Origin of the sequence: Pedobacter sp. HMWF019, assembly GCF_003061025.1 — a bacterium.
Taxonomy (GTDB): Bacteria; Bacteroidota; Bacteroidia; order Sphingobacteriales; family Sphingobacteriaceae; genus Pedobacter.
In genome coordinates, this window is the sequence record NZ_QAIL01000264.1 from 1,265 (window position 1) to 26,286 (window position 25,022).

Consider the following 25,022-nt stretch of genomic DNA (forward strand, 5'->3'; position numbering starts at 1 on the left):
GCCGGGAAGCCGCTATACTTTCATTCTGGAATACTTTAGCTATTCACGGCATGACGTTGGTTCCTACGGGAATTATGGGCAGTGGAGAAATTGACAAAAGCATTCCACAAGGCAATACTTCCTTTGGCGCAACCTCACTGGCAAGTGCTCCGGGATCTCCCCGCCCCTCTTCGGGAGAACTACAATTAGCAATGCTGCAGGGCTATGCATTAGCAAAAGCAGCCAAAGGTCATCAACTTTTAAAAAACAGCATAAATACTAAACAGCCGGAAAGCGATCATATAGAAGCACAATTAAGAAAGCTAGGAATTACACTTCCAGAGGCGCCTAAACCCGTTGGAAATTACAAACCATACAAAGTATCAGGCAAACTGGTTTTCATCAATCAAATCGCTCTAAAAGAAGGAAAAATAGAACATGCCGGGAAGATTGAAGAAGGCGTCACAGAAGAACAAGCAAAAATGGCCACCAGACAAACGCTTCTTAATATTCTTGCAGTATTAAAAGAGGCCGCAGGTGGTAACCTGAACCATGTTAAACAAGCGGTACAACTGACAGGATATTTCTATACCTCTGCCGGTTATACTAGACATGCTATACTCATGAATGAAGCATCCGACTTATTGGGGAGTATTTTTGAGGAGAAGGGTTTACACACCCGTGCAACTATCGGGGCTTCTTCACTGCCGATGAATTCTCCTGTGGAAATTCAGGCTGTTTTTGAATTGGAATAAGTAGAAAACAGAACATTCTAAACCTATCCAAAGGGGCAATTGTCACATCTTTTGCCCTTTTTGTATTTCTCACAGCATTCCTTCTTTTTCTTTTTATCTTTCTTAGAATGCTTTTTGTGCTCTTTATCTTTCTTTCCCACTTTAATCTGGTTCTATTTTACAAATGAACCTGTCAGCATTTTTGGCGCTGACAGGCTTTATATTTCACCAGAATTAAACTGGTATATTATTCTCCGGCTTCGTTACCGTAGTGGATTTTACCCACGTGTTTATCAATCTCCCATCTTCCTGTTCCTTCTTCACCAATCAGATCAAACAATTCCAGGGCCCTTCTGGCTTTATATTCTTCTTCTCTTTGCTCTTTAAAGAACCAGTTTAAGAATTCCACTGTTACGTAGTCCTGCTCTTTGTGACAACGTGCTGCTATATTTTTAATAGACTGTGTTACGCTAATTTCCTGATCCAGGGCTTCTTCAAAAATTTCCCGGAAAGAGTTGTATTCTATCTTCACATTGGTCACTTCAGGAGACAAAGCAGTTCCTCCCATATCCAACACATATCTGTAAAATTTCAACTGATGCTGTCTTTCTTCTTCTGCCTGTTTAAAAAAGTATTCAGCAGAATTGTCAAAACCATTTCTGTCACACCATGATGCCATAGAAAGATAAGCGGACGAAGACTGCGCTTCTTTCTTGATCTGCTGGTTTAACAATGTCTCTACATCTGCAGAGATTAAACTTTTTACTCGAATGATATCTTTCATGGCCTCTTGATTTAATTTTTCAATAAATTATAAATCAAAAATAGTGCTATAAATATAAATTAGAGCATCGGAGAACAATATGGAAAGAGTCTAAAACCAGTTAAGCCAGGAATTAAGCTGCTATTCTGTATAAACGATCATGCAGAATCTGGTTCAGGCTTAACATAACAAAGGTACCTTCAAGCAATTCTTTAAAAGAAATGATCTCCAGCAGGGTCAGTACGTAGCAATGCTCACAAGCACAAATAAATACAATCTCCACATCAGCCGTTTTCGAACTGTTCAGTAAAATTTCTTCAATATCAATCGCATAGATTGCTTTTTTCAATTTAAGAATATTTCTGTAGTCAAATTTGGCCATCTTTCCTGCAAAGTCAACATACCAGCATTTTTCGCTGTCAGACTGATAAACAGCACCTTTAACTGTGCTATAAACTTCGGCTAAATGAGTAGAGACTTCCAGAGTTGTGTTTTGCATTATTTGTTTAAATATGATGCAAAGGAAAGTATTATATAGAATTAATCCAAATTAATAGCTATAATAATTCTAAATAATAAAGTTTCATTCAAAAATGAATTTAATTAACCATCCTAATCCTTTTGGTTAAGACAATGATTCTGATTCTTAAATCCAACATTTACTCCCGGAAAAGAAAATTCCTCTAAATTTGCAGTATGAGTACGACCGGTTCCACCAATGACATCTTCGACAAAGTCCTTTCTTTTATCGACACCACCAATCAGAATATCTTTCTTACCGGAAAAGCCGGAACAGGAAAGACCACTTTGTTGAGAAAAATTAAAGAAACCAGCACTAAAAAGATCGTAATTGTTGCTCCAACCGGAGTGGCCGCCATGAATGCCAAAGGCGTAACCATCAATTCCTTCTTTCAACTGCCCCCAGGTTCATTTTTTCCCGGCGATATTAGTCTGGAAAACCTGCAGTCAGGCATACTCTCAATCAGCTCTATGGTTTCTGACCTGAGTTACACCCGGGAAAAAGCCAAGCTTTTTAACGAGCTGGAATTACTGGTCGTTGATGAGGTATCTATGGTACGCTGTGATTTACTTGACGTCATTGATGCCATTCTCAGAACCGTCAGAAAAAACAACCTGCCATTTGGAGGTGTACAAGTGCTATTGATCGGCGACTTATACCAGCTCCCTCCGGTAACCAAGAGGGACGATTGGGCCTTTTTAACCCGGGCTTATGCCTCCCCTTATTTTTTCGAGGCCCTAGTGATCAGAAGAAATCCGCTGCTGCAAATTGAGCTCACCAATGTATTCCGTCAAACGGAACCTGAGTTTATCAATATCCTCAATGACATCAGAAACAACAGGATCAACGAAAATGATCTCCGTATACTAAACCAAAGATATGAGCCATCTTTTAGCGCTTCTAACGAACTTAACCCTATCATCATTACTTCACACAACGCAGAAGCCAACACCATCAACAAAGAAAAGTTGGACGAATTGCAGGGTGCGGAATATGTTTTTGAGGGCGAGATCAGCGGGGAATTCCGTGACCTGAATCTTCAGGCCGAACAGAGTTTAAAATTAAAGGAAGGTGCACAGATCATGTTCATTAAGAACGATACCGGCGACAACCGAAAGTTCTATAACGGCAAGATTGGAAAGGTAAAATCCATTGTCGATGGAGAGATCATTATCTCTTTTCCACAGGAAGAGGATCTGTTACTGGAAAAATCGTCCTGGCAGTCTTTTGAATACAAAACGGATACCGAAGAAGCCATTGTACAGCAACAAGTAGGTGAATTCTCCCAATACCCCATCAAACTGGCCTGGGCAGTAACGATACACAAAAGTCAGGGCTTAACTTTCGACAGCGCCATTATTGATGCTGGAAAATCTTTTGTTGCCGGGCAGGTATATGTGGCCTTAAGCCGTGTGAGAACTCTTCAGGGCCTGATCCTGAAATCGAAGATCACCACAGAAAGTTTAAGATCCAATCCAGAGGTCTTGAACTACATGAAACCTGCAAAAGAAGAAGAGCTCAGCAATATCCTGGTTACTGAACAGGAAAAGTATATACTTCAACAAGTACTGGATCATTTTTCATTTATCCAAATTTCCAATAGCCTGGACAGCATCTATTCCAATCCGGAGATCGTTAAGGCCAATGATGCAGAATTCAAATCCCTAGTCAGTCAGCTCAACAAGGCATTGACAGACCTCACAGCCCTTGCCGATCGTTTTCAGACACAGGTGAAACAAATCCATGCAAAAACAGGCTTCAACGATCAGGCTGCGATTCAAAACCGCATTGAATCTGCCATTACTTATTTTTCAAAAGAGCTTACCGTATTGCTGCTGAACCCGATTGTAAAACAAATCCGGATCAAACCAAAAAACAAAGTCCAGCAGCATATCCAGAGTGTTCTTCAAAAACAAAGACAAATCATCGAGAACATTCTTTCTCTGATGCAAATGTCTTCAAATCTGCTAAAAGACCCATTAACACCAGCACAATACCTAGACTGGATCAGCCGTCAAAAAGCCAAAAGCCCTAAAAAACCAGATAGCCCGTCAGGGCCACAACAGGCCATCACGTTACAATTGTTCTAAAAGGTCACCAACCAGTAACTCCTATTCGACTGAATCGCATCTCACGCATATCTGAGTAGGGTCTTGTTGGGAGAAGGGCACCTTTTTCCCAACAAGACCCCACTCAGACCTCAAGCAGATATACTAGAGCTTGCCCCCTGTCTCCTCCCCTGTCCGGACTCCCCCCTTTTTTATCCGCACCATAAAAAATTCATTTTTATTGTAACCTTTCTCCCCTTACCTGCATCTTATAAACAATCATTATCTCCACAATATCATTTTTCATATTCAATGAATATGCTGAGAAGCGTATGTGGAAAAAATATGCACCTATGAAACCTAAAAAATATTCCATACTTCTGCTGATCTTATGTATCACCGCATTATCCACTGCTCAGCTCCGCGCCCAGACCAGCACAGAAACAGGAGAAATATCCGGTAAAGTACTGGACGAAAGCCAAAAAGCATTCCCCTATGCTACAGTGAGCCTTTTAAATGCAAAAGACTCTACCGCAGTAAAAGGTACCCTTAGCCAGGACAATGGCAACTACCTGTTTAAAGACATTAAAAATGGCAATTACCTGATTGGCATATACGTTGTTGGTTATAAGAAAACATTTAAAGGGCCATTCATAATTAGTGCAGAAAAGAAATCTCACAGCACTGGCAGTGTACAACTCCTTCCCGATGCCAAACTTTTAAAAGGTGTTGAAATTGTAAAGCAAAAGCCACTGATAGAACGTCAAGTAGACAAAACCGTTTTGAACATTGAAAACAGTGCCCTTGCTGCAGGTAATAATGCCCTTGACATCCTGCAGAAATCGCCAGGTGTAACGGTTGATAAAGATGGTAAGATTAGCTTAAGAGGAAAGCAAGGGGTTACTGTGATGCTCGATTGGAAACCTACTTACTTATCCCAGGAACAGCTGGCCAATATGTTGAGATCTACAGAAGGTAACGCCATACAATCTATAGAACTGATCACCAATCCTTCCGCTAAATATGATGCTGCAGGAAATTCAGGAATTATCAACATCAAATTAAAGAAAAATCGCAATTTCGGCACCAATGGATCTGTTTTTGGAGGAGTTGGCATGGGAAATTACTATAAAGTAAACAGTGGACTGACCCTCAATCACAGGGAGAAAAAATTCAACATCTACGGCAACTTTGATTATAGCCGAGGTAAGAGATATCACGGTACAGACATCATGCGTGTAAACAACACAGCAACAGATAAAACCTATTTCAATCAGACTGGGAACACGATATCGTCGCGCAACAGCAGCAATTACAAGGGAGGGATAGACTATTTCATCAACGACAACAACACACTGGGTTTCGCTTTCAATGGCTATAACAGCAATGGAAATTCATCCGCAAAAGTACTGACCTTGATTGGCGCGCAACCTTCGGTTACAGATTCTTCTGTGGTGGCCGATAATCCTAGCACTTTCAAATATACGGGGATGGCCTACAACTTAAATTATAAAGGTACCCTGGATACGCTCGGACAAGAGATCAGTGTGGATGCCGATATTGCCCAGTACAATGGAATGGAAAAAAATGATTTCAATAACGTCTATCGTAATGCAGCCTGGCAACCATCAAAGGCACCTTATATTTTCAGGAATACTACACCTACAAAAGTTAAAATTTACTCTGGCAAAATCGACTATACCTATCCCATAAATAAGGATACAAAACTGGACCTGGGTGCAAAATCAAGCTTTGTAAAAACAGACAATAGTTTTCTTTTTGAAAATTTCATCAATAATACCTGGGCTAATGATGCCACACGCAGCAATCAGTTTCTGTACGATGAAAATATCAATGCGGCCTATGCCAACCTTAAAAAGAAATTCAAAACCACGACTGTACAACTGGGTCTAAGAGCAGAGCAAACCAATTCCAAAGGAAACTCGGTTACCGATCAAAAAGTAGTAAACCGCCATTATTTTGATCTTTTTCCAAGTCTTTTTGTGAACCAGGAATTGTCAAAAGACCATGAAATAGGTTTTTCATACAGCAGAAGGATCGACCGCCCGGATTACAGTAACCTCAATCCATTTGTCTCCTACCTGGACCTCTACTCTTACCGTTACGGAAACCCTTTCTTAAAACCTCAGTATACCAATGCATTTGAAGTTTCTTATTCCTACAAAAAAACACTCAATGTATCGTTTGGTTACAGTCACACCAGCGATGTCATGTCTGAGGTGCTCTTAACCGATACTGCAAAAAAAACCATTTTCATTTCCACACAAAACCTGGCCACACAGGATTCCTACAATATGAACGTCAGTTATCCTGTAGAGATCACCAAATGGTGGAATACCAATAACAACCTGACGGTATATTACAACAAATTTAAAACACCTAACCTGGCTGGACAACCTTACCAGAGTGGAAAAACTGCCTTAAACCTGAATACGAATCAAACGTTCATCATCAGTCCAAGCACCAATATAGAATGGTCAGGCTATTATCAGTCGAAACAAGTCTATGGCACCCTCTTGATTGCGGCACAGTATGGTGTAGACTTAGGTTTAAGCAAATCTTTTATGGATAAGAAACTGAGCTTTAAACTGGCAGCAAACGACATCTTTAAACTTCAAAAAAGCCAGATCACCAGTGCGTTGCCTTCACAAAACTATGTAGTCAACGAAAGATGGGAAAGCCGGGTATTTCGCATCACCTGTACCTATCGTTTTGGTAGCAGCAGCATCAAAGGTGCACGCGAGCGTTCTGGTGGTTCTGAATCAGAAAGTCGTCGTGTAAAATCGGGCGGATAAAATCACCTTAAATCTTTAGCTTTGTGTTTTGCATCTAAAACACAGAAACACTTGTACTCTAAAGATCAGGCCAGCGCATTAAAACAGGCTTTTTGGACGGCTTTCGGTCAGTTTATGGCCCTGGAAAGTTCTGCTGAAGGTTTAAAAATCAACTGGATCAATTATAAAACAGGCATTAAACACCTTCATTTTAAAATGCAGGCAGACAAACACGCTGCCTGCATTTTTATAGAAATGTCACATCCGGATGCTGGCATACAGCAGCTCATGATGGAACAGTTTATCTCCTATAGAAATATTTTACAGGCTTCTTTAGGAGAGCAATGGGGATGGAATTTACACCAACAGGACGAACATTATAAAACGGTTAGCCGGATTTCTACATCTATTGAAGGCGTAAGTATCTTCAAACAGGAGGACTGGCCTACACTAATTTCATTCTTCAAACCTCGTATGATGGCATTAGATGCTTTCTGGACTGATGCACAATACGGTTTTGAACTGTTCAGATAAATAGCTCAACATGGAGAAAAGTCTGTGGGTACATAATAGAATTACGCCCACATATGTTATTTTTTATTTTTCGACAAAGTCTTTGAGAGATATGCCTAAAATATGTGTCCATCCAGCATTGAAACTTGTTCTTGCGAAAGAAGGATGATCCTGAGGGAAGCTCTCCAGACCGGTATGGATCAATTTCAGACGGGTATGGTCGCCTTCTTCAAAAAGTTCAAAAGTCACCTCCGAAATTCCATCAGACAATTCAGGATAACTCCAGGTATAAGCAATTTTTCGCCCCTCTTCAACAGCTGTAACGACACATCGATGCAGGAACATTTCGCCCTTATCTCCGGCTTCAAACTGAAATTCAAAGCCTACTTCAGGTTTAAATTCTTTCAGATTAAAATACCATTGTTCCATTTGATCCCTGTTGGTAATGGCTTTCCAAACTTTATTGATCGGCGCATGATAGGTACGCTCCAAAATTAACGCTTCTGTTTTCATACATTTTTATTTTAGGTTATTGTTTTCTGGCTGTGATAAAGTAATGTTTTAATTCCAAAAAACAGGCCATAAAAAAACCGCCCCTGAAAAAGGACGGTTATATAAGGATTGACAGATTGCTTATCCGCGGAGCTTGCTCCAGATCAGATAAGTGGCTCCCCAGGAGAAACCCGCACCGAATGCTGTTAAGATCATTTTATCTCCTTCTTTGAAATCATTTTTATAATCCCACAGACATAAAGGTATAGTTGCTGCAGTGGTATTTCCGTAACGGTCTATATTTACTTTTACGTGATCTGTTGAAATGTCCAGTTTCTCACCTACAGCCTGAATGATTCTTAGATTGGCCTGATGTGGCACCAGCCAGTTTACATCGGATGACTTCAGGTCATTCCTTTCAAAAACTTCGTTACAGGTTTGAGTCATCCCCTCAATAGCGGCTTTAAAGACCACCCGGCCATTTTGAGTGATATAATTCAGTTTATTGGTTACTGTTTCTATAGATGATGGGTTCATAGATCCACCAGCTTTAACAATTAGTTGTTCTTTTCCACTTCCATCAGTTCTGAAAACATTATCTATAACACCAGTATGTTCAGTAGTTTGTTCTAGCAACACTGCTCCTGCTCCGTCGCCGAAAAGAATACAGGTATTTCTGTCTTCGTAATTAATGATTGCACTGTTTTTATCTGCCCCAATCACAATTACATTTTTATAGCGGCCACCTTCAATTAAACTGGCACCCAGCGTCAGTGCATACAGGAAACCGCTGCAAGCGGCGTTGGAATCTACCCCCCATGCATTCACCAATCCCGCTTTCTCACAAACCACACTAGCTGTAGACACCATAATATAATCTGGTGTAGAAGTAGCCACAATAACACATTCTATAGCCTCCGGACTCAACTTAGCGTCACTCAATAAGCGTTCTACTGCTTTTACGGCAAGATCAGATGTTGCAATATGAGCGTCATTTACAATTCTTCTTTCTTTAATGCCCGTCCGGGCCACAATCCATTCATCATTTGTATCAACCATTTTTTCCAGGTCGTGGTTGGTCAAAACATTCTCAGGTACATATCCACCTAAAGCTGTTATAGCAGCATTATATCTAGTTCTCATTAATCAATTTCAATTCGGTGCGCAAAACTAACAAATATTTACAGCTACGTTACACTTTATTTTTTTTGAAATGTACCTTTGTGACAAGTCAATAACAATATGAAATATACAACTCAGCCGCTCTCCATCTTTTTTTGTTCTGTTCTTCTTCTGATTTTCTCCTGTAAAAACAATAAAAAGCTGCCAATTTATGGCGAACGGACTACTGAAACGGTTAAAAACGAAGATGGTGCCACCCGGGTAGATTCTGTGTATCAAATCATTCCGGCTTTTAAATTTTTAAATCAGGATAGTGTCTACATTACCAACGATAAATTTAAAGACAAAATATATATTGCAGATTTCTTTTTCACCTCCTGCTCCAGCATCTGTCCTATTATGCACCGGAATTTGAAAACAATCTTTGATCAATATAAAGACAATAAAGAAATAGGCTTTCTTTCTCATACCATAGATTTTAAATATGACAAACCTTCAGTGCTTAAAAAATATGCGCAGAAGCTAGGTGTATACGGTGATCAGTGGCAATTTGTTTATGGACCGAAGGAGGAAGTATATGGAATTGCAGAAAAGAACTATCTGGTTGCAGTAATGGAAGATAAAAATGACAAGGACGGTTATGTACACCAGGGCTGGCTTGTTCTTATCGATAAAGAAAAACGAATCCGCGGGGCTTATGATGGCACAAACCCAGAGGCAATTGCTAAACTCACCAAAGATATTCCCGTTCTTTTAGCTGAATATAAAAAGTAATCATGCGAAAACATCTTATTGCTGCCTTCTTTATCCTCTCCATTTCCATGATCGTCTATTCCTGCCAAACCGCAGGCCAGGTTGAACAGGACATGTATTATACCAATGGCCGGGATTTATATATTAAACACTGTCAGAATTGCCATGGTTCCAAAGGCGAGGGATTGGGTGCATTGACACCACCTTTAACAGATACACTTTACCTGAAAAACAACAAAAGCAATCTGGCTTGTATCATAAAACATGGGTTACGCGGGCCAATTGCTGTAGGTGGTAAAAACTTCGACGATAAAATGCCTGATTTTGAAAACCTTGCAGATATTGATATCGCCCAGTTGATCGTATATATTACCAATTCTGCCGGCAACAAGCAAGGCATGTATAAAACAGAACAGGTTGCAAAAGACCTGGCGGATTGCAAGAAATAAATAAAAACTGATCTAGACTGCCTGCTTTTGGGCTAAAGGTTGTTTCATTAACATCCACACCAGCCCTACGCAGGCATAAAGACACAACACCATTGCCGGCCCCATCGTTACGGCATTGGTTCCCGGGCTGCTTTGTATAAAAAGTGAAAGCAGTGATAAGCCCAGTCCACCTCCCAGGAAATAAGCCGTAGAAGCGATGCTAGATGCGAGTCCATAATGTTCGGAGGGTATTCCATGCACTGAAATCACGGAGAAGCTGGTAAAACAGATAGTCATACCCAATCCAGTCACACAGGCAACCGAGAGTAAAATTAAAGGCAAGTAGTGGTCAGACATCATCGAACAGATAAGTAAAAAACCACCTGCAACCATCAGGGCCATCCCCAGAATACCTGTTTGTTTAACATCGAATTTCTTCATTAAGCCGGGCAGTATAAATTTGGCAACCGCAGCAGAGAGGATACTGAAAGGCACCAATAATAAGCCTGCTTTTGCAGCACTGAAACTCATGTCTTTTTGCATCATAAGTGACAAAAGAAATAAGAAGCCCGTAAAAAAGGCACCAAGCAACAAAAAAGCACCTATGCCGGTAATGATGGGTGGCAAGGCTAAAAGCTTAAGATCTACCAGTGGTGCCGGGTGTTCTGAAAGCCTTTGTTTGAGTAAATAGATTCCAAGTCCAACTCCTGTGAACAGCGCGAGTAATCTCCCATAGTTTTCCCGAATATGCCCAATTTCATGTACGCCATAACTCAGCATTAGAAGGCAGATTACTAGCAAAAGGCCTGAAATGATGTCTGGACGTTCTTTAGTGTCCTTCTTCGGATCAGAATCAAGGGCAAACCAGGCAAATATTAAAACCAGCATCAATACAGGCACATTAATAAAGAAGACCCATTGCCAGCCCCAGTAGGTGGCAATCAAACCGCCTAAAGATAAACCACTGCCAGAACCAATGGCGGCAAATGAACTGAAAATGGCTATTGCCTTACTGCGCTCCCGGGTTTCGGTAAATGTGTGGGTAACAATTGAAAGTGCAGCTGGCATAATTAAAGCAGCGGCCATCCCCTGAATGGCACGAAAAAAGGCCAGTAATTCAAACGAAGGAGAAAATCCGGCACCTAAGGAAGTTAGTAGAAATAAAGCTGCTCCTGCAATAAAGATGGTTTTACGTCCAATCACATCCGAAAGCTTTCCCCCTATGATCAGAAAGCCTCCGTATAGCAACACATATAAGGTTTGAAGCCATTGCACCTTATCACTGCTTAATCCATAGTGGGTCTGGATAGAGGGTACAGCCAAATTGATAATGGCAATATCCAGAGCCTCCACAAAAATACCTATAGAAGCTATAATAAGAATGATGTTTTTTCTTCGAGTCATACAAATAAGGAATAAAATCCTGAACAAAGGTATAACATAGGACACAATTGAAAAAAACTCTTATTTATTTAGAACAAAACACATTATATAGGTAATTTTGCAGAACAAATACACAAATCAAGCGTAACAATGGATACATCCGCAGAACAAGAACTTCCGGTTAGCCTGGATCAAAAGGATTATGAGATTCTAAAATTGCTCCAGGAAGATGCAAAACAAACCATCCGTGAAATTGCCGGCAAAGTACATTTGAGCCCTACGCCCACACATGAAAGAATTAAACGTTTGGAAAAAACAGGCGTAATTAAGCAATACGCTGCCATATTAGATCACCAAAAAATAAATAAAGGTATTATGGTCATCTGCCAGATTTCTCTGGTACAGCACAACAGAAAGGCCGCTGGAGAATTTCTCCATGCTGTTCTTCAGTTCGAGGAAGTAGTTGAATGTTATAATATATCAGGGGATTTTGATTTTATGATCAAGATTGTTGTAGAAAGCATGGAGAGTTACCATTACTTTTGTGTAAACCGTTTGGGAGAAGTTCCGGGGATTGCGCAGACCAAAAGTATTTTTGTAATGGCTAGCCTGAAGCAAACACATAGATTGCTGTAAATGCATTAAAGTTTTTTACTGCTCAACTCAAATTCAGCAAACAAAAATTCATAGCTTTGAGGCGATGAAGTTATACAGGTTATTTTTGTTGTTATTTCTGGTAGCATTTACGGGTCAGACCTTTGCACAAAGCAGTTCAGAACTAAAAAAGAAAAAACAAGCGATACAGAAAGAAATCGATCTACTACAAAGGAGTTTAAACACTACAGTTAAGGGTAAAAAACTTACACTGAGTCAAATCAATGCATTAAACACTAAAATCAGTTTAATGCAAAGCAAAATTGATGTGATCAACTCGGAAATGAAAAACCTGGACAGTCAGATTCACGAAAACACCACTATAGTTCACTCTCTCAAAGATCAGCTGGCGCAGCTAAAATTGCAGTACGCTGCGATGATCAGATTTGCACAGAAGAACAAAAATGCCTACAGTAAAATGATGTTTATCTTTGCTTCCAAAGATTTTCACCAGGCGTATAAACGGATCAAATACCTTCAGGAGTTTAGTCGTTACCGTAAAAAGCAGGCCGACTTTATCCAGGGCAAAGAAAAGAATCTCAACTATAAAATTGTTATCCTTGACAAAAGCCTGAAAGAAAAAAGCAGCTTATTGCAAGAACAGGAAAGCGAACAGAATAAGTTAGGCAAGAACAAAGAAGAGCAAGCTGCCGCACTCAATAAACTCGCCAAGCAGGAGAAACAATATAAGCAGGATCTGGATTCAAGAATGAAACAAAGAGCTCAAATTGATAGGAGCATCCAGGCTGCTATCCGAAGAGAAATTGAAATTGCGAAAAGAAAAGCCTTGGAGAAGGCAAGACTGGAAGCTGCCAGAGCAAGAGCGGCAGCGCTAGCTAAAGCCAAAGCAGAAGCTGCTGCATTAGCAAGGGCACAAGCTAAAGCCAGGGCAGAAAATAAACCCGTACCTGTTGCACCAAAGGTAAAAGAACCAGAACCAGAAGAAGAGCCTGTGAAAGCTTCTTCTAATTATTTAACAGCAACACCAGAAGCGGCCAAGTTATCTTCCGCTTTCCAGAACAACCGTGGCTCTTTGCCCTGGCCAGTGGCATCAGGTTCCATTACCGAAGGATTTGGACGTCACAAACAAGGACAAGCCAACTATGACAACAGCGGAGTTACCATTACAACTGCACCTGGCGCAACTGTTAGAGCTGTGTTTGAAGGAAAAGTAACCACTGTTAGAACAGCCTTGGGTAGTTATTTCGTTTTGATTAAACACGGAGAATATTTCACTGTGTATCAAAACCTGCATTCTGTGTCTGTTTCTCCTGGTGAGACCGTATCAACTAAACAAGCTATTGGCACAATGCCATCCGGAGGTTCTCCTGAATTACAGTTTCAGATTTACAAGGGATCTGTTCCTCAAAATCCAGGCGGCTGGATTTCCAGATAGATTCTTTAAATTCCACTGTAAAGGCCAAAACCTTTCGCAAATTCAAGGGCAGACTGCAGAGATTTAACCATAGAAGGAATTTCATCCGGATTATATTTTCCAATATTTAAGCTGAACCAGGGCAATGTACTTGCGCAGCCAAACCGGGAGAAAGGAAGCAATTCAATACCTGTCTTTTCCTGCAGATGTCCACTAATATCTTCTGCGGTTTTCAGAAATTGATCACAAGGTGTGCTTTTCCCTATAACATCAATTTTTAGCGGCAAGAACAGACCGCCACAAAAACTGGGGCCTAGCGTTTGTACGGGATAACCGTTGAATTTCATTCCATAAATGCCTACATGAAAAAGGGTCATCGCTTCAATAAGCGACTGTTGGAATTTATAGGTACTGGAATTGTATTTCTTAATATTTCGAATATACTGACTGGCGTATTGCTGGTCTGTCGGATTTGCCAGGAGCGTCCCCATTTCCGATAAGACAATTTCCATTTTTTGCAAAATCTTCTCCGGACCGCGACACCAGACGATATTTAAAGGCCCTGTCGAGGAAAAAGGACGGCACATGGCCTCAGCATAAATTGTATATTCCTTAATTGGACCGAAAATAGAATAGGAAATCAATACGTCATTTCTGAACAACATTCTGGCATACATGACATCAAAGAAAAGATAGATCTTCTTTTCGTCTGTTTTCCTTCTTTTATTTTCATCCAGGATCATAGCAATAATTTCCTGTAGCTGTTCTTCCTTTATTACCGCACCAACGGGATTGGCTGGCGAACACAAACAAAGCAGTGCTGCGTCTTTTAATAATGGCCGCAACTTATCAGGCACCGGAAGAAAATGATCGTCTTCTTCTGTTTCTAATTTCCTGGCCAAAGCCTCCATTCGGAGCGGATTGTTATCTATATACCAATCCGGACTGGTATAAACGACAATGTCGCCAGGGCTGCACAAGACCTTAAAACACGCATCAATCAAAGATTGCTCTTCTGAAGCATAAAGAACTTCCTCTCCTGGCATTCCGATCTGGGGTGCATCGCTATTGTCTATAAAAAACTCTGGAGGTAAGGGATAAAATTTAACATTTGCACCATCTCTGGTGAGGTGGCCAATCTTTTTTCCAGCAGGTTGATTTTCCATACTGCAAATCTATAATTTAATTTATTTATCCATTAGATATTTAAAACAGTAAATTAATTACAAAAATTAATTTATTCATCAGTTATTACTTTATTTTTTGTAATTTTTGTTCCAATATATACAACAACGGGAGTTAAAATATTTAATTTTATCCACCTTTTACTGCGTTCAGACTTTTCAAGCTGTTTTGCCAAAGCAGGTGATATAAAATAATAAAACCTTACAAAGAGTCTTCCTGCTAAAAAGGGCATTAATTTTTCATCTCTGTAACGCCGCAAAACCATGACTTCAGCAGCATCATAATTTCCGTAACAAACTGTAGCGATAAAGCATCCTGTTTTCGGTTTTTGTTCCTGCTGAGCTTTTATAATTTGTTCTATCTGTGTATCTCTGTTGTTCAACGGAGATTTTGAAACCGGAGTCACCTCTCCTTCCTGCAAACTATTTACATACTCTACACTGTCTTTAAGTCCTGCACCGGTATGGTCTTTATACAATTTGACCGCATCTATTTTCTTTCCATTAAGCAGCAGGGAGGTTAATTCTGCATCCAAATTTTCACGAAAGGATCTTTCGCTTCCATCAATTGAAGCAATTCCGGTTTCCTTAAAGTGATCAATAAAGTCTTTTGCTTCCTTCAAGCCGCATTTGGTGGCGTCCATGACGAACTTAATCGCTTCAACTTTCCTGTTGCGCTGCAGTAACAACAGTATTTGTGCTTCCTGGTCTTTGGAGATAATGATCATACCATCAAGTCCTCAAACAGAGTACCACAATTTAAATTGAGATCTTTTTCATAAAAAATGTGTCTATTTAAAAACTATTTCTATCTTTGCGGCCCTAACGATGCGGAAGTGGCGTAATTGGTAGCCGCACCAGACTTAGGATCTGGCGCTTCACGGCGTGGGGGTTCGAGTCCCTTCTTCCGCACAAAAGAAAAAGCCTTAAAATATTTAAGGCTTTTTCTTTTTATAAAGCTCAACTTTCCAGTTCAAAAAGACACGGGTTTCCCATTTAGATATTTTGCATTAAATGAAATTCCGAAGATGTGCGAAGTAAAATAGGATTGGTTATATTTATGCCTTAATTATACCTTATGTCATTAGCATCTTTAAAAGCACTTTATTCACGCGATTTAAATAAACTTAAACTTGAAATAGAATCCTATCAGAATGAGCACAACTTATGGCTCATCGAAAAAAACATACTGAATTCGGCTGGAAATCTTTGTCTGCATCTGGCTGGTAACCTCAACACCTATATTGGAAAAGAACTCGGACATACCGGGTACGTTAGAGACAGGGATTTGGAGTTTTCATTGAAGAATGTGCCCCGGATAGAACTGATCCGTCAAATTGACCTGGTCACCATAACTGTTAACGAAACACTGAACCAGCTGAAAGAAGAAGATTTACAAAAAATTTATCCGGTCCTGGCACGTCCGGAGCGGGAATCTGTAGAGTACATGTTGATCCACCTGGCCATGCACCTTTCTTATCACCTGGGTCAGATCAATTACCATCGACGTTTATTAGACGTTTAACTGGGCTTTTATTAAGCTAATCTTTTTGTATCTTTGCCGCAAATGCAAGCCGTTCTATCGCTGCGATTTATCGGAGAGGAAAGTCCGGGCAACGCAGAGCATCTCGCTTCCTAACGGGAAGAGGTTCAGGATTGAATGCCTGAATTATGGAAAGTGCCGCAGAAAATACACCGCCGATGGCTTAGGCACAGGTAAGGTTGAAATCGTGAGGTAAGAGCTCACGAATTTTCCGGGCGACCGGAGAGTTGGTAAACCCCGGGAGTTGAAAGACCAAATAGGCTAACGCATGTAGGGCTGCTCGTCCGATGTTAGTGGGTAGGTCGTTAGAGATAAATGGCAACATTTATACTGGATTAATGATAGAACTTCCAATAAAATGGATGACAGAACCCGGCTTACAGGCTTGCATTTTTTTACTTTTATCCTTGTTTAATGATAAAAGTAAATATATTCGTACTCAGTAATAAAGAATATTTTGTATACCTATGGCGAAATTATTAATAATCGATGATGAGCGGGCGATCAGAAGTACTTTACGTGAAATTCTGGAATATGAGAATTATGACGTGGAAGATATTGATAACGGCGTTGACGGTCTAGAACTCATCAAAAAAAAGAAATTTGATCTCGTATTGTGCGATATCAAAATGAATAGAATGGACGGAATGGAAGTCTTGGAGCAGGCATTAGCCTATAGCCCTGATCTTCCATTTATAATGATATCTGGTCATGGCACAGTAGAAACAGCCATTGAGGCAAGTAAAAAAGGCGCTTTTGATTTCATTTCCAAACCACCGGATCTGAACAGATTACTAATCACTGTTAGAAACGCTCTGGACAGGGGAACATTGGTAACCGAGACCAAAGTATTAAAAAGAAAGGCCAGTAAAACCCGCGACATTCTGGGCAGCTCTGAATCCATCAATAAAATTAAGGAAACTATTGAACGTGTAGCCCCTACGGAAGCCCGTGTATTGATTACTGGTGCCAATGGAAGTGGAAAAGAACTGGTTGCGCGTTGGCTGCATGAAAAGTCACAGAGAGCAGACAGTCCTTTAATAGAAGTCAATTGCGCGGCAATCCCTTCAGAATTGATAGAGAGTGAACTGTTTGGCCATGAAAAAGGTTCCTTTACTTCTGCAGTTAAACAACGTATCGGAAAATTCGAACTGGCTAACGGAGGGACATTGTTCCTGGATGAAATTGGAGACATGAGTTTATCTGCCCAAGCCAAAGTACTTCGGGCGCTTCAGGAACATAAAATCACCCGCGTAGGTGGTGAAAAGGAACAGGAAGTAAATGTTCGGGTATTGGCCGCTACAAATAAGGACCTGTTAAAAGAAATTGAAGATGGTAATTTCCGTATGGACTTATACCACCGCTTAAATGTCATTAATATTCATGTACCTCATTTAACGGAGCGTATTGAAGATATTCCGGTTATTGCCCAAAACTTTTTAGAGGAAATCTGCAGGGACTATGGCATGCCGGTAAAAACGATCAGTGATGAAGGCATGGTGGCACTACAAAGACTGCCATGGTCAGGAAATGTTCGTGAACTCCACAACATGATCGAACGATTGATTATCCTGAGTGATAAAGTGATCACTGGTCATGATGTTACAGCTTTTGCCAATCCTGGTGGTGGCACCAATATCGGAGCGGCACACAGTTTACATCCTGCAGTGGTCTCTTCCAATGGGACTCCGGATTACGAAAAATTCAATAATTTCCAGGATTATAAAGACCATGCAGAGCGTGAATTCATTAAATTCAAGCTGGAAAAAAACAACTGGAACGTATCTAAAACTGCAGATGACATCGATATACAAAGAAGTCATCTTTACAGTAAGATTGAAAAATTTGGACTGAAAAGAGTTACAGAATAATCCGAATACATATCAAAAAAAAGTCCCCTGAGATGATCAGGGGACTTTTTTTTGATTACTCCATGTAGTCGGCTTGCCGACTTAGTAGTGCCCTGTATTTATTAAAAATAGAGGTCTTAGATACAAATCCAACATACCTGCCCTGCTCATCTACCACTGGTAATAACCAGGCATTTTGAGTTTCCATTTTGGTGAGTACGGTTTTTAAAGCATCATTACTTACCACTATCTCCGGGGCGGGATGCATAAGTTCACTCACGGATAGCTCTTCCTCGCCTGGTTTAATAGTAATTTTCAGTATATCCTCCATATAAATCAATCCAATAAATATTTCATCAGCATCTACCACTGGAAATAAGTTGCGTTTAGCCTGCAGAATCTCTCCCATCTTTTCGGACAGTAAATCTGATTGCTTCAATACCAGGTAATCCTTTTCAATCAGGTATTTCAGCTTCATCATGTTCAGTACGGTTGTATCTTTATCTTCATGTGATAATAGGGCGCCGCTTTCTGCCAAGGGTTTGGTATATATCGAATATTTATTTGCACTCCTGCTGATGAAGTAGGAGATTGCAGAGGTTATCATTAAAGGCACCATTAAGATATAACCTCCTGTAATTTCGGCGATAAGAAAAATGCCGGTCAACGGTGCATGCATAATTGCGCTTAAAGATGCTGCCATCCCTGCAACAATAAAATTAGCTACGTTTAAATGAGCAATCCCCAATGTATTGGCCGTAAAAGCAACGAGAAATCCAATTAATCCGCCCATGATCAAACTTGGCGCAAAGATCCCCCCATTTCCTCCCGCACCCAGCGTAATCAGGGTTCCAAATGATTTGGCAAATACAGTAATTAGGGTAAACAGAATAATGGCTACCGGTAGAGTTGCATATTCTGAAAATATACTGTTACTGATCACAGCCGTGTAATTACCACTCAACAAATTTTTAATGGTTACATAGCCTTCCCCATATAAAGTTGGAAAAAGAAAAACCAATGCACCCAACATAAGACCACCAATAACTACTTTTTTATAGGGATGCTGAAGCTTATAGAAATAAGATTTAACAAGATAATTTACTTTAACAAAGTAAATAGAAAAGAAACCTATACAAACTGCAAGCAACACATAAAAAGGTAATGCCTGCATCACCCAACCCTCGGTAACCAGATAGAAAAGTTGCTCCGTATAAAACAAACGCGAAACCACTGCAGCTGTAGCGGATGCCAGTAATAAGGGTATAAATGCCGGAATGGTAAACTCAGGTAAAAGAATCTCTATGGCAAATACAATTCCTGCAATAGGGCTATTAAATGCACCTGCAATACCTGCTGCGGCACCACAAGCCAGTAGCATGGTTGTTTCCCGGTAGGATAAGCCAAGAAAACGTCCTATAACGGAGCCTATTCCTGCCCCACTGGTCACAATAGGGGCTTCCAAACCGGTAGAGCCACCAAAACCGACCGTTAGGGCAGCGGTAATGATCTGCGAATAAATATTATGAGGTTCAACTTTACTGGATTTCTTTGAAATGGTAAACAGCAACGGGGTTAAGCCTGTCTCAAACTTTCCTTTCCGAATAAACCTCCTTACGTACATTACTGAAAGCAAGATACCAATCAGCGGAAAAAAGATGTACAAATAGTACTTGTAATGCCAGTGAAAACCGCTCTGCAGAAAATCTTCTATATGATGGGTAATGGATTTTAAGGCCGCTGCTGCAAGACCTGCGAGGATTCCCACAATCAGTGCAGCAATAACGAGGAAGTTTCTGTTTGAGATTTTAGTCCTACGATATTGATTAAGGGCATCAATATAGTTCACCAATCTTACATACATGTTGTTTTATTTAACTGTCAAATTTATCCAATAGTTTAATCAGCGTTGCAAAATCTTTTGGATATGGAGCTTCTATTACGATATCCTGGTCATCCATACCTTTAAAGACCAGATGTTTCGCATGTAGGGCAAAGCGCTTCATAATGGGCTGTTCTTCGTCATCCTTTGCGATACGGTATCCTTTTTTGAGGTTAGAGAGGTACACAGGCTTACCTCTGTACATAATATCTCCACAGATAGAAGCACGCTGTGTGGCCAGGTGTATCCTGATCTGGTGCATTCTGCCTGTTACTGGTTTACACTCTACCAGGGTATAGTGTTTATAATATTTTATGGAATTGAAATAGGTTTCAGCCCGCTTTCCCTCTTGTCTGTCAATGGTTACATTTTTGTTCCCGTCGTTCAGAATCGGCAAGTCCACAAAAAGGTCATTAAAAACAAATTGTCCATCTACTACAGCGTGATAAACTTTGTTTACTTTACGCCGTTCAAACTGCATAGAAACATGCCGGTAAGCATCGGGATGCTTGGCAATAACAATAGCACCGCTGGTTTCTTTATCCAGGCGGTGACAGACCTGTGCGTCTGAGGAATATTGTTTAGCGAGGCGTAGGATATTCACCTCGCCGGAACCTCCCCTTTCGTCTAATGAAGCAACAAAGGGAGGTTTATTTACAACGATGTAATCATCGTTTTCAAATAGGATTAAGTCTTTAAAAGAGGGATATTTCAAGGATATAGTGTTCTTAGCTACAAAAGTACTAAGAAAGTTCGAATTTATAACCTACTCCCTTAACGGTAGACACATAATTCTCTCCAAGTTTTTCTCTTAATTTGCGGATGTGCACATCAATAGTACGATTAGTTACGACCACAGAGTCTTCCCATATATTTTTAAGAATAGATTCTCTGGTATATACTTTACCTGGTTTGGAGGCCAAAAGATAGAGAAGTTCAAATTCTTTCTTCGCCAAAACCACTTTTTGTCCACCCTGGTAAACCAGATAGGCTTCTCTGTCGATAACCAGGTCTCCGATTTCTACCTTATTTTCTGAAATTTCATCATTACTTACGTTTCTTCTCAGAATGGCATTGATTCTACTCACCAGAGCCCTTGGTTTTATCGGCTTAGCTATATAATCATCCGCACCAACGTTGAATCCTGCAATTTCAGAGTATTCCTCACTTCTGGCCGTTAGAAAAACCATAAAGGTATTTTTAAACTCAGGGATTGCACGCATTAACCTGCATGCTTCGATTCCATCCATTTTAGGCATCATGATATCCAGGATAATCAGATCAGGATGTACTTTTCTTGCTACGGCGATCCCATCTTGTCCATTGCTTGCTACAAAAACCTGATAACCTTCTTTCTTTAGATTGTATTCTACTAATTCAAGAATATCCGGTTCATCATCGACTATAAGTATTTTTTGTTTGGCAGTGCTCATATCTTTAATTATTTGTTACGAAAATAGGTAATCAAATGCAGTATTAAGTTAAAAGCAGGTTAACAAATTGTTAACAGGACAAGCTATATTAACATGAATTTAGGATTAAAGTAAGGTTTTATTTAAAAAATCTTCCAGCTGCTCACCTCTAAGGTTCTTAGCAACGATTTTACCCTGAGGATCAATGATAAAGGAACTTGGGATCGCTTCGATCTGATAAAGCCTTACTGTAGGGCCTTCAAAGTCTTTAAGCTCACTTCCATGTGTCCAGGTTAGATGATCTGCCGCAACAGCTTGTTTCCACGCAGCAGCATCTTTATCCAGTGAAACACCGAAAACTGTAAAATTTTTGTCTTTGAATTTATTGTAGACTTTAACCACATTAGGATTCTCCTGTCTGCAAGGCTGGCACCAGGAGGCCCAAAAATCAAGCAGTACATATTTACCTTTAAAATCTGAAAGACTTACCTGTTTTCCATCGATACTGGTCATCGTGAATGACGGTGCAGGTTGTCCGACCTGGAGCGCTTTAAGTTTTGACATCCTGGCTACAAACTCAGTGACAGCAGGATTAGTACCAAAATTACCTTTGATCTGATCTGCATAAGCCACCATCTCTTTCTCGAAATCTGCAGGATTAAGCAAATTAATAGCATAAAAACCAGCAAGTGATTTGGTGTTTTCCTGAGCGAATTTTAAGATTTCTTTGTTCAAACCTTCAATTTCCTGGGTATATTCCGGTCTTAGGCTTTCCATAATAGCCTCTCTTTTCTCCGGCTGCTTTGTTACCTGATCATCAAACCTTTGCTGAATCGCATTGATTTTTGACATGTATTTGTTTTTGATCGCGTTTAACGTTTCCAGTTTATCAGCCTCTTCGGCACCAGAAACTTTATAATGCATAGTCTTATCGTTAAGATCTGCATCAAGTTTAATATCATCACCGTTTTTTGCAATAATCATATATTCATTATGCCCCGAGGAAACTTTAAAAAAATTAACGTCTGGCGCAGCATGGTTAAACTTGAATTCTCCTTTATCAGACAACACAGTGGAGTCCAAAGCTACCGGATTGGCTTTATCTAAAGCAAAAAGATAAACTTTACCCTGAGGTGCGGCATTGGCAAATTTTCCGTTAATAACAAATTTACTGCTGTCTTTACAAGCGCTGAAGGCTAATCCTGCCACTAAAACGTATCCTAATTTCTTCATCATTATATTTTCTATATATTAACTTAATTTCTCTTGAACCAGGGCATTTACCTTTTGCGGGTCTGCTTTCCCCTTCGCCAGTTTTAAAACTTCTCCAACAAACAAGCCAAGAACGCCTTTTTTTCCATTTTTATAGGCTTTTACCTGAGGTTCATATTTTTGAAGCACCTGATCTACAAAGATATTTAACTCGTCTTGATTGTCTTCAATCAGCAAATTCAATTCTCTGGCCAAAGCGGTAGCGTCTGAGCCTTCTCTTTTTTCCAATTCAGGCAACAATTGTTGCAACGCGACCTGCTGTGTGATTTTTTTATCGTCACAGAGGTTTATAACCTCTGCCAGTTGAGCCGGGCTTATGCTATAGTCACTAATCTGAATTTCACGGTCACTCAACAAGGCCCTTACAGGGCCTACTAACCAGTTGATCAGGCTTTTTTTATGATTTACTTTGGTTACCGCAAAATTTAAGAAACTCAACAGACCAGCGTCTTCTGCCAGAATAGTTGCTTCCGAATTACTGATCCCAAAATCATGGGCCAGTTTTTTGGAAATTTCTGCAGGCAGGGCTGGCATCTCTTCTTTTAATTGTTTTAACCATTCATCAGAAATGACTATCGGTGCCAGATCAGGGTCTGGAAAGTAGCGGTAATCATTTGCTTCTTCTTTACTCCGCATGGGTGAGGTTGTTCCTTTCTCCGCGTCAAAGTTCAAGGTGCTTTGAATGATTTCTCCTCCGGAGCTTACAATTAGACTCTGGCGACCAAATTCATGGTCCATTGCACGCCTGACATTTCTGATAGAATTTAAATTTTTAACTTCGCAACGCGTACCAAAAGCCCGAGCACCAACTTTACGGATAGAGATATTGGCGTCACAACGAAGACTTCCCTCCTCCATATTACCATCACTTACATTAAGGTGCCGTACAAGCTTTCTCATTTCCGTAAGTAAAGCAGATGCCTCTTCTGAACTTCTGATATCTGGTTCTGTAACAATTTCTATTAAAGGCACCCCTGCTCTGTTTAGGTCTACAAAAGAATAAGAGGCATTCTGATCGTGTAAACTTTTACCTGCGTCTTCTTCCAGATGGATACGATTGATCCCAATGCGTTTGGTCTCGCCATTCCCAAGAACAATATCGAGGTAACCATTTTGACAAATGGGTTTATTATCCTGTGTAATCTGATACCCCTTAGGCAGATCGGCATAAAAATAGTTCTTACGATCAAAAAAGTTGGTTTGATTAATCGTGCAATTCAATGCCAGTCCCATTCTTACCGCTTTAGCCACCACCTCTCTATTCAGTTTTGGCAATGCTCCGGGTAAAGCAAGTGACACCGGAGAAATGTGCTCATTAGGTTTTGCGCCAAAGGAAGCACTATCTGATGAAAATATTTTAGTATTGGTATTTAACTGTACATGGATCTCTAAACCTGATACCAGTTCAAATTCTGAAGTTTCGGCTGCCTTAGTGGTACTCATTTAAGGGGTTATATATGTAACAAAATTTATTTGTCTCCATTGCAAATATAACCAAAATAGTCGTACGAGAGGATTCCTATCAAATAGTTACATAAGATGGAGATTTGGGATTAAACCTTGGCACAGACTTTGAATCAAAGCCTATACACACACAAATAAAATAAGGCTATGAAAAAATTAGTTGTATTTGCATTGATCGGTTTCGCCGCAATTGCTGTAACACCTGCTAAAGCACAGGTTAGCGTTAGTATTAACATAGGCTCTCAACCTGCATGGGGACCAAGAGGTTATAACCATGTAGATTATTATTATTTACCTGAGGTACAATCTTATTACTATGTACCCACCAGACAATTCATTTATTTAAGCGGAAACAGGTGGATCCATGCCCGCAGTTTACCATCAAGATACAGAAACTATGATCTTTATGGAGGACGTAAAGTGGTAATTAATGGCGATCGTCCTTATTTACAACACAATGTTTACAGAACCCGTTATGCCAGTACTACTTATGTATACAACAGACCTCAACGGGTAGTATACAGAGATTATGGACGTGACAACAGGCATTGGGATAATGGGCGCGGAAGAGGTCGCGACAACAATTGGGGAAGAGACCATGATAACGGCCACGGACGAGGTCATGATAATGACCATGGAAACGGACGAGGTCACGGAAGACATTAAAAAAAAGGCATCCAAATGGATGCCTTTTTTTTAATGTCTTCGCTAAAGAATAAAAATCAAACAACAAATCGAAAAAATAATATTCTGTAAATCAGATAATTAATAAATTATTTAAAAAATTTTAAAAAAAGATAAAACATTTAAGCAATATCCTTCGTTATAGTTGCAGTTTGTTTGGTTTAGGTTGATC

General features: G+C 40.1%; 23 protein-coding genes, 1 tRNA gene and 1 other RNA gene. 13 read left to right on the forward strand and 12 right to left on the reverse strand.

The features are described from left to right. A partial coding sequence (locus DBR11_RS15330; RefSeq protein WP_255564075.1) for an Atu1372/SO_1960 family protein occupies nucleotides 1-734 on the forward strand: 734 nt, incomplete at its 5' end. Nucleotides 735-960: 226 nt separating this feature from the next. Here DBR11_RS15330 and DBR11_RS15335 read toward each other — a convergent pair. Both DBR11_RS15335 and DBR11_RS15340 read right to left on the reverse strand, forming a co-directional pair. Beyond that, nucleotides 961-1,497: a ferritin gene (locus DBR11_RS15335; RefSeq protein ID WP_108553535.1), complete on the reverse strand. Its 537-nt coding sequence runs from the start codon at nucleotides 1,495-1,497 to the stop codon at nucleotides 961-963. Between the two features lie 112 nt (nucleotides 1,498-1,609). After that, on the reverse strand, nucleotides 1,610-1,975 hold the full coding sequence (locus DBR11_RS15340; RefSeq protein WP_108553536.1) for a hypothetical protein: 366 nt from the start codon (nucleotides 1,973-1,975) through the stop codon (nucleotides 1,610-1,612). Nucleotides 1,976-2,172: 197 nt separating this feature from the next. On the opposite strand from DBR11_RS15340, the gene DBR11_RS15345 reads away from it, so the two are divergent. From DBR11_RS15345 to DBR11_RS15355, 3 genes are all read left to right on the forward strand, one after another. Then, nucleotides 2,173-4,086 carry an ATP-dependent RecD-like DNA helicase gene (locus DBR11_RS15345; RefSeq protein WP_108553537.1) on the forward strand — a complete coding sequence of 638 codons (1,914 nt, stop codon included), beginning with the start codon at nucleotides 2,173-2,175 and terminating at the stop codon, nucleotides 4,084-4,086. Nucleotides 4,087-4,397: 311 nt separating this feature from the next. After that, nucleotides 4,398-6,860 carry an outer membrane beta-barrel protein gene (locus DBR11_RS15350; protein ID WP_158275298.1) on the forward strand — a complete coding sequence of 821 codons (2,463 nt, stop codon included), beginning with the start codon at nucleotides 4,398-4,400 and terminating at the stop codon, nucleotides 6,858-6,860. A gap of 51 nt (nucleotides 6,861-6,911) precedes the next feature. Then, complete coding sequence (locus DBR11_RS15355; protein ID WP_108553539.1) at nucleotides 6,912-7,373, forward strand: DUF4268 domain-containing protein; 462 nt, start codon at nucleotides 6,912-6,914, stop codon at nucleotides 7,371-7,373. Nucleotides 7,374-7,436: 63 nt separating this feature from the next. On the opposite strand, the gene DBR11_RS15360 is transcribed toward DBR11_RS15355, so the two are convergent. Both DBR11_RS15360 and DBR11_RS15365 read right to left on the reverse strand, forming a co-directional pair. After that, nucleotides 7,437-7,865, reverse strand: coding sequence for an SRPBCC domain-containing protein (locus DBR11_RS15360; protein ID WP_108553540.1), 429 nt, complete (start codon nucleotides 7,863-7,865; stop codon nucleotides 7,437-7,439). Nucleotides 7,866-7,985: 120 nt separating this feature from the next. Beyond that, nucleotides 7,986-8,987, reverse strand: coding sequence for a beta-ketoacyl-ACP synthase III (locus tag DBR11_RS15365; RefSeq protein WP_108553541.1), 1,002 nt, complete (start codon nucleotides 8,985-8,987; stop codon nucleotides 7,986-7,988). 99 nt (nucleotides 8,988-9,086) lie between these two features. On the opposite strand from DBR11_RS15365, the gene DBR11_RS15370 reads away from it, so the two are divergent. After that, nucleotides 9,087-9,740, forward strand: a complete 654-nt coding sequence (locus tag DBR11_RS15370) for an SCO family protein (RefSeq protein ID WP_108553542.1) — start codon at nucleotides 9,087-9,089, stop codon at nucleotides 9,738-9,740. A gap of 2 nt (nucleotides 9,741-9,742) precedes the next feature. Continuing rightward, nucleotides 9,743-10,168, forward strand: a complete 426-nt coding sequence (locus DBR11_RS15375; protein ID WP_108553543.1) for a cytochrome c — start codon at nucleotides 9,743-9,745, stop codon at nucleotides 10,166-10,168. Between the two features lie 12 nt (nucleotides 10,169-10,180). Here DBR11_RS15375 and DBR11_RS15380 read toward each other — a convergent pair whose 3' ends face one another. Further along, a complete protein-coding gene (locus DBR11_RS15380) occupies nucleotides 10,181-11,551 on the reverse strand; it encodes an MFS transporter (RefSeq protein ID WP_108553544.1) in 1,371 nt (456 codons plus the stop codon). A 129-nt stretch (nucleotides 11,552-11,680) separates the two neighbouring features. On the opposite strand from DBR11_RS15380, the gene DBR11_RS15385 reads away from it, so the two are divergent. Continuing rightward, a complete protein-coding gene (locus tag DBR11_RS15385) occupies nucleotides 11,681-12,166 on the forward strand; it encodes an Lrp/AsnC family transcriptional regulator (protein WP_108553545.1) in 486 nt (161 codons plus the stop codon). Nucleotides 12,167-12,230: 64 nt separating this feature from the next. Further along, nucleotides 12,231-13,580, forward strand: a complete 1,350-nt coding sequence (locus tag DBR11_RS15390; RefSeq protein WP_108553546.1) for a murein hydrolase activator EnvC — start codon at nucleotides 12,231-12,233, stop codon at nucleotides 13,578-13,580. A 5-nt stretch (nucleotides 13,581-13,585) separates the two neighbouring features. On the opposite strand, the gene DBR11_RS15395 is transcribed toward DBR11_RS15390, so the two are convergent. Next, nucleotides 13,586-14,725 carry an aminotransferase class I/II-fold pyridoxal phosphate-dependent enzyme gene (locus DBR11_RS15395; protein ID WP_108553547.1) on the reverse strand — a complete coding sequence of 380 codons (1,140 nt, stop codon included), beginning with the start codon at nucleotides 14,723-14,725 and terminating at the stop codon, nucleotides 13,586-13,588. 71 nt (nucleotides 14,726-14,796) lie between these two features. After that, nucleotides 14,797-15,471: a CFI-box-CTERM domain-containing protein gene (locus tag DBR11_RS15400; RefSeq protein ID WP_108553548.1), complete on the reverse strand. Its 675-nt coding sequence runs from the start codon at nucleotides 15,469-15,471 to the stop codon at nucleotides 14,797-14,799. Between the two features lie 102 nt (nucleotides 15,472-15,573). On the opposite strand from DBR11_RS15400, the gene DBR11_RS15405 reads away from it, so the two are divergent. The 4 genes from DBR11_RS15405 (at nucleotide 15,574) to DBR11_RS15420 (ending at nucleotide 18,157) form a co-directional block, all read left to right on the forward strand. Next, a tRNA-Leu gene (locus DBR11_RS15405) sits at nucleotides 15,574-15,655 on the forward strand. Nucleotides 15,656-15,821: 166 nt separating this feature from the next. Beyond that, on the forward strand, nucleotides 15,822-16,268 hold the full coding sequence (locus DBR11_RS15410; RefSeq protein ID WP_108553549.1) for a DUF1572 family protein: 447 nt from the start codon (nucleotides 15,822-15,824) through the stop codon (nucleotides 16,266-16,268). A gap of 41 nt (nucleotides 16,269-16,309) precedes the next feature. Continuing rightward, an RNA gene (gene rnpB / locus DBR11_RS15415) (RNase P RNA component class A) lies at nucleotides 16,310-16,682 on the forward strand. A gap of 71 nt (nucleotides 16,683-16,753) precedes the next feature. Continuing rightward, the gene (locus DBR11_RS15420; protein ID WP_108553550.1) at nucleotides 16,754-18,157 is read left to right on the forward strand and encodes a sigma-54 dependent transcriptional regulator; all 1,404 of its coding nucleotides are present in this window, start codon (nucleotides 16,754-16,756) and stop codon (nucleotides 18,155-18,157) included. A gap of 55 nt (nucleotides 18,158-18,212) precedes the next feature. Here the strand turns inward: DBR11_RS15420 and DBR11_RS15425 are convergent, their stop codons facing one another. From DBR11_RS15425 to gatB, 5 genes are all read right to left on the reverse strand, one after another. Continuing rightward, a complete protein-coding gene (locus tag DBR11_RS15425; protein WP_108553551.1) occupies nucleotides 18,213-20,000 on the reverse strand; it encodes a chloride channel protein in 1,788 nt (595 codons plus the stop codon). Between the two features lie 10 nt (nucleotides 20,001-20,010). Next, nucleotides 20,011-20,733, reverse strand: a complete 723-nt coding sequence (locus DBR11_RS15430; protein WP_108553552.1) for an RluA family pseudouridine synthase — start codon at nucleotides 20,731-20,733, stop codon at nucleotides 20,011-20,013. Between the two features lie 28 nt (nucleotides 20,734-20,761). Beyond that, nucleotides 20,762-21,451, reverse strand: coding sequence for a response regulator transcription factor (locus DBR11_RS15435; RefSeq protein WP_108553553.1), 690 nt, complete (start codon nucleotides 21,449-21,451; stop codon nucleotides 20,762-20,764). Nucleotides 21,452-21,556: 105 nt separating this feature from the next. Further along, complete coding sequence (locus tag DBR11_RS15440) at nucleotides 21,557-22,666, reverse strand: TlpA disulfide reductase family protein (protein ID WP_108553554.1); 1,110 nt, start codon at nucleotides 22,664-22,666, stop codon at nucleotides 21,557-21,559. Nucleotides 22,667-22,681: 15 nt separating this feature from the next. After that, the gene (gene gatB / locus DBR11_RS15445) at nucleotides 22,682-24,145 is read right to left on the reverse strand and encodes an Asp-tRNA(Asn)/Glu-tRNA(Gln) amidotransferase subunit GatB (RefSeq protein WP_108553555.1); all 1,464 of its coding nucleotides are present in this window, start codon (nucleotides 24,143-24,145) and stop codon (nucleotides 22,682-22,684) included. Nucleotides 24,146-24,313: 168 nt separating this feature from the next. Here gatB and DBR11_RS15450 point away from each other — a divergent pair, with 168 nt between their 5' ends. Next, on the forward strand, nucleotides 24,314-24,832 hold the full coding sequence (locus DBR11_RS15450; protein WP_108553556.1) for a hypothetical protein: 519 nt from the start codon (nucleotides 24,314-24,316) through the stop codon (nucleotides 24,830-24,832). The last annotated feature ends 190 nt before the right edge of the window (nucleotides 24,833-25,022 follow it).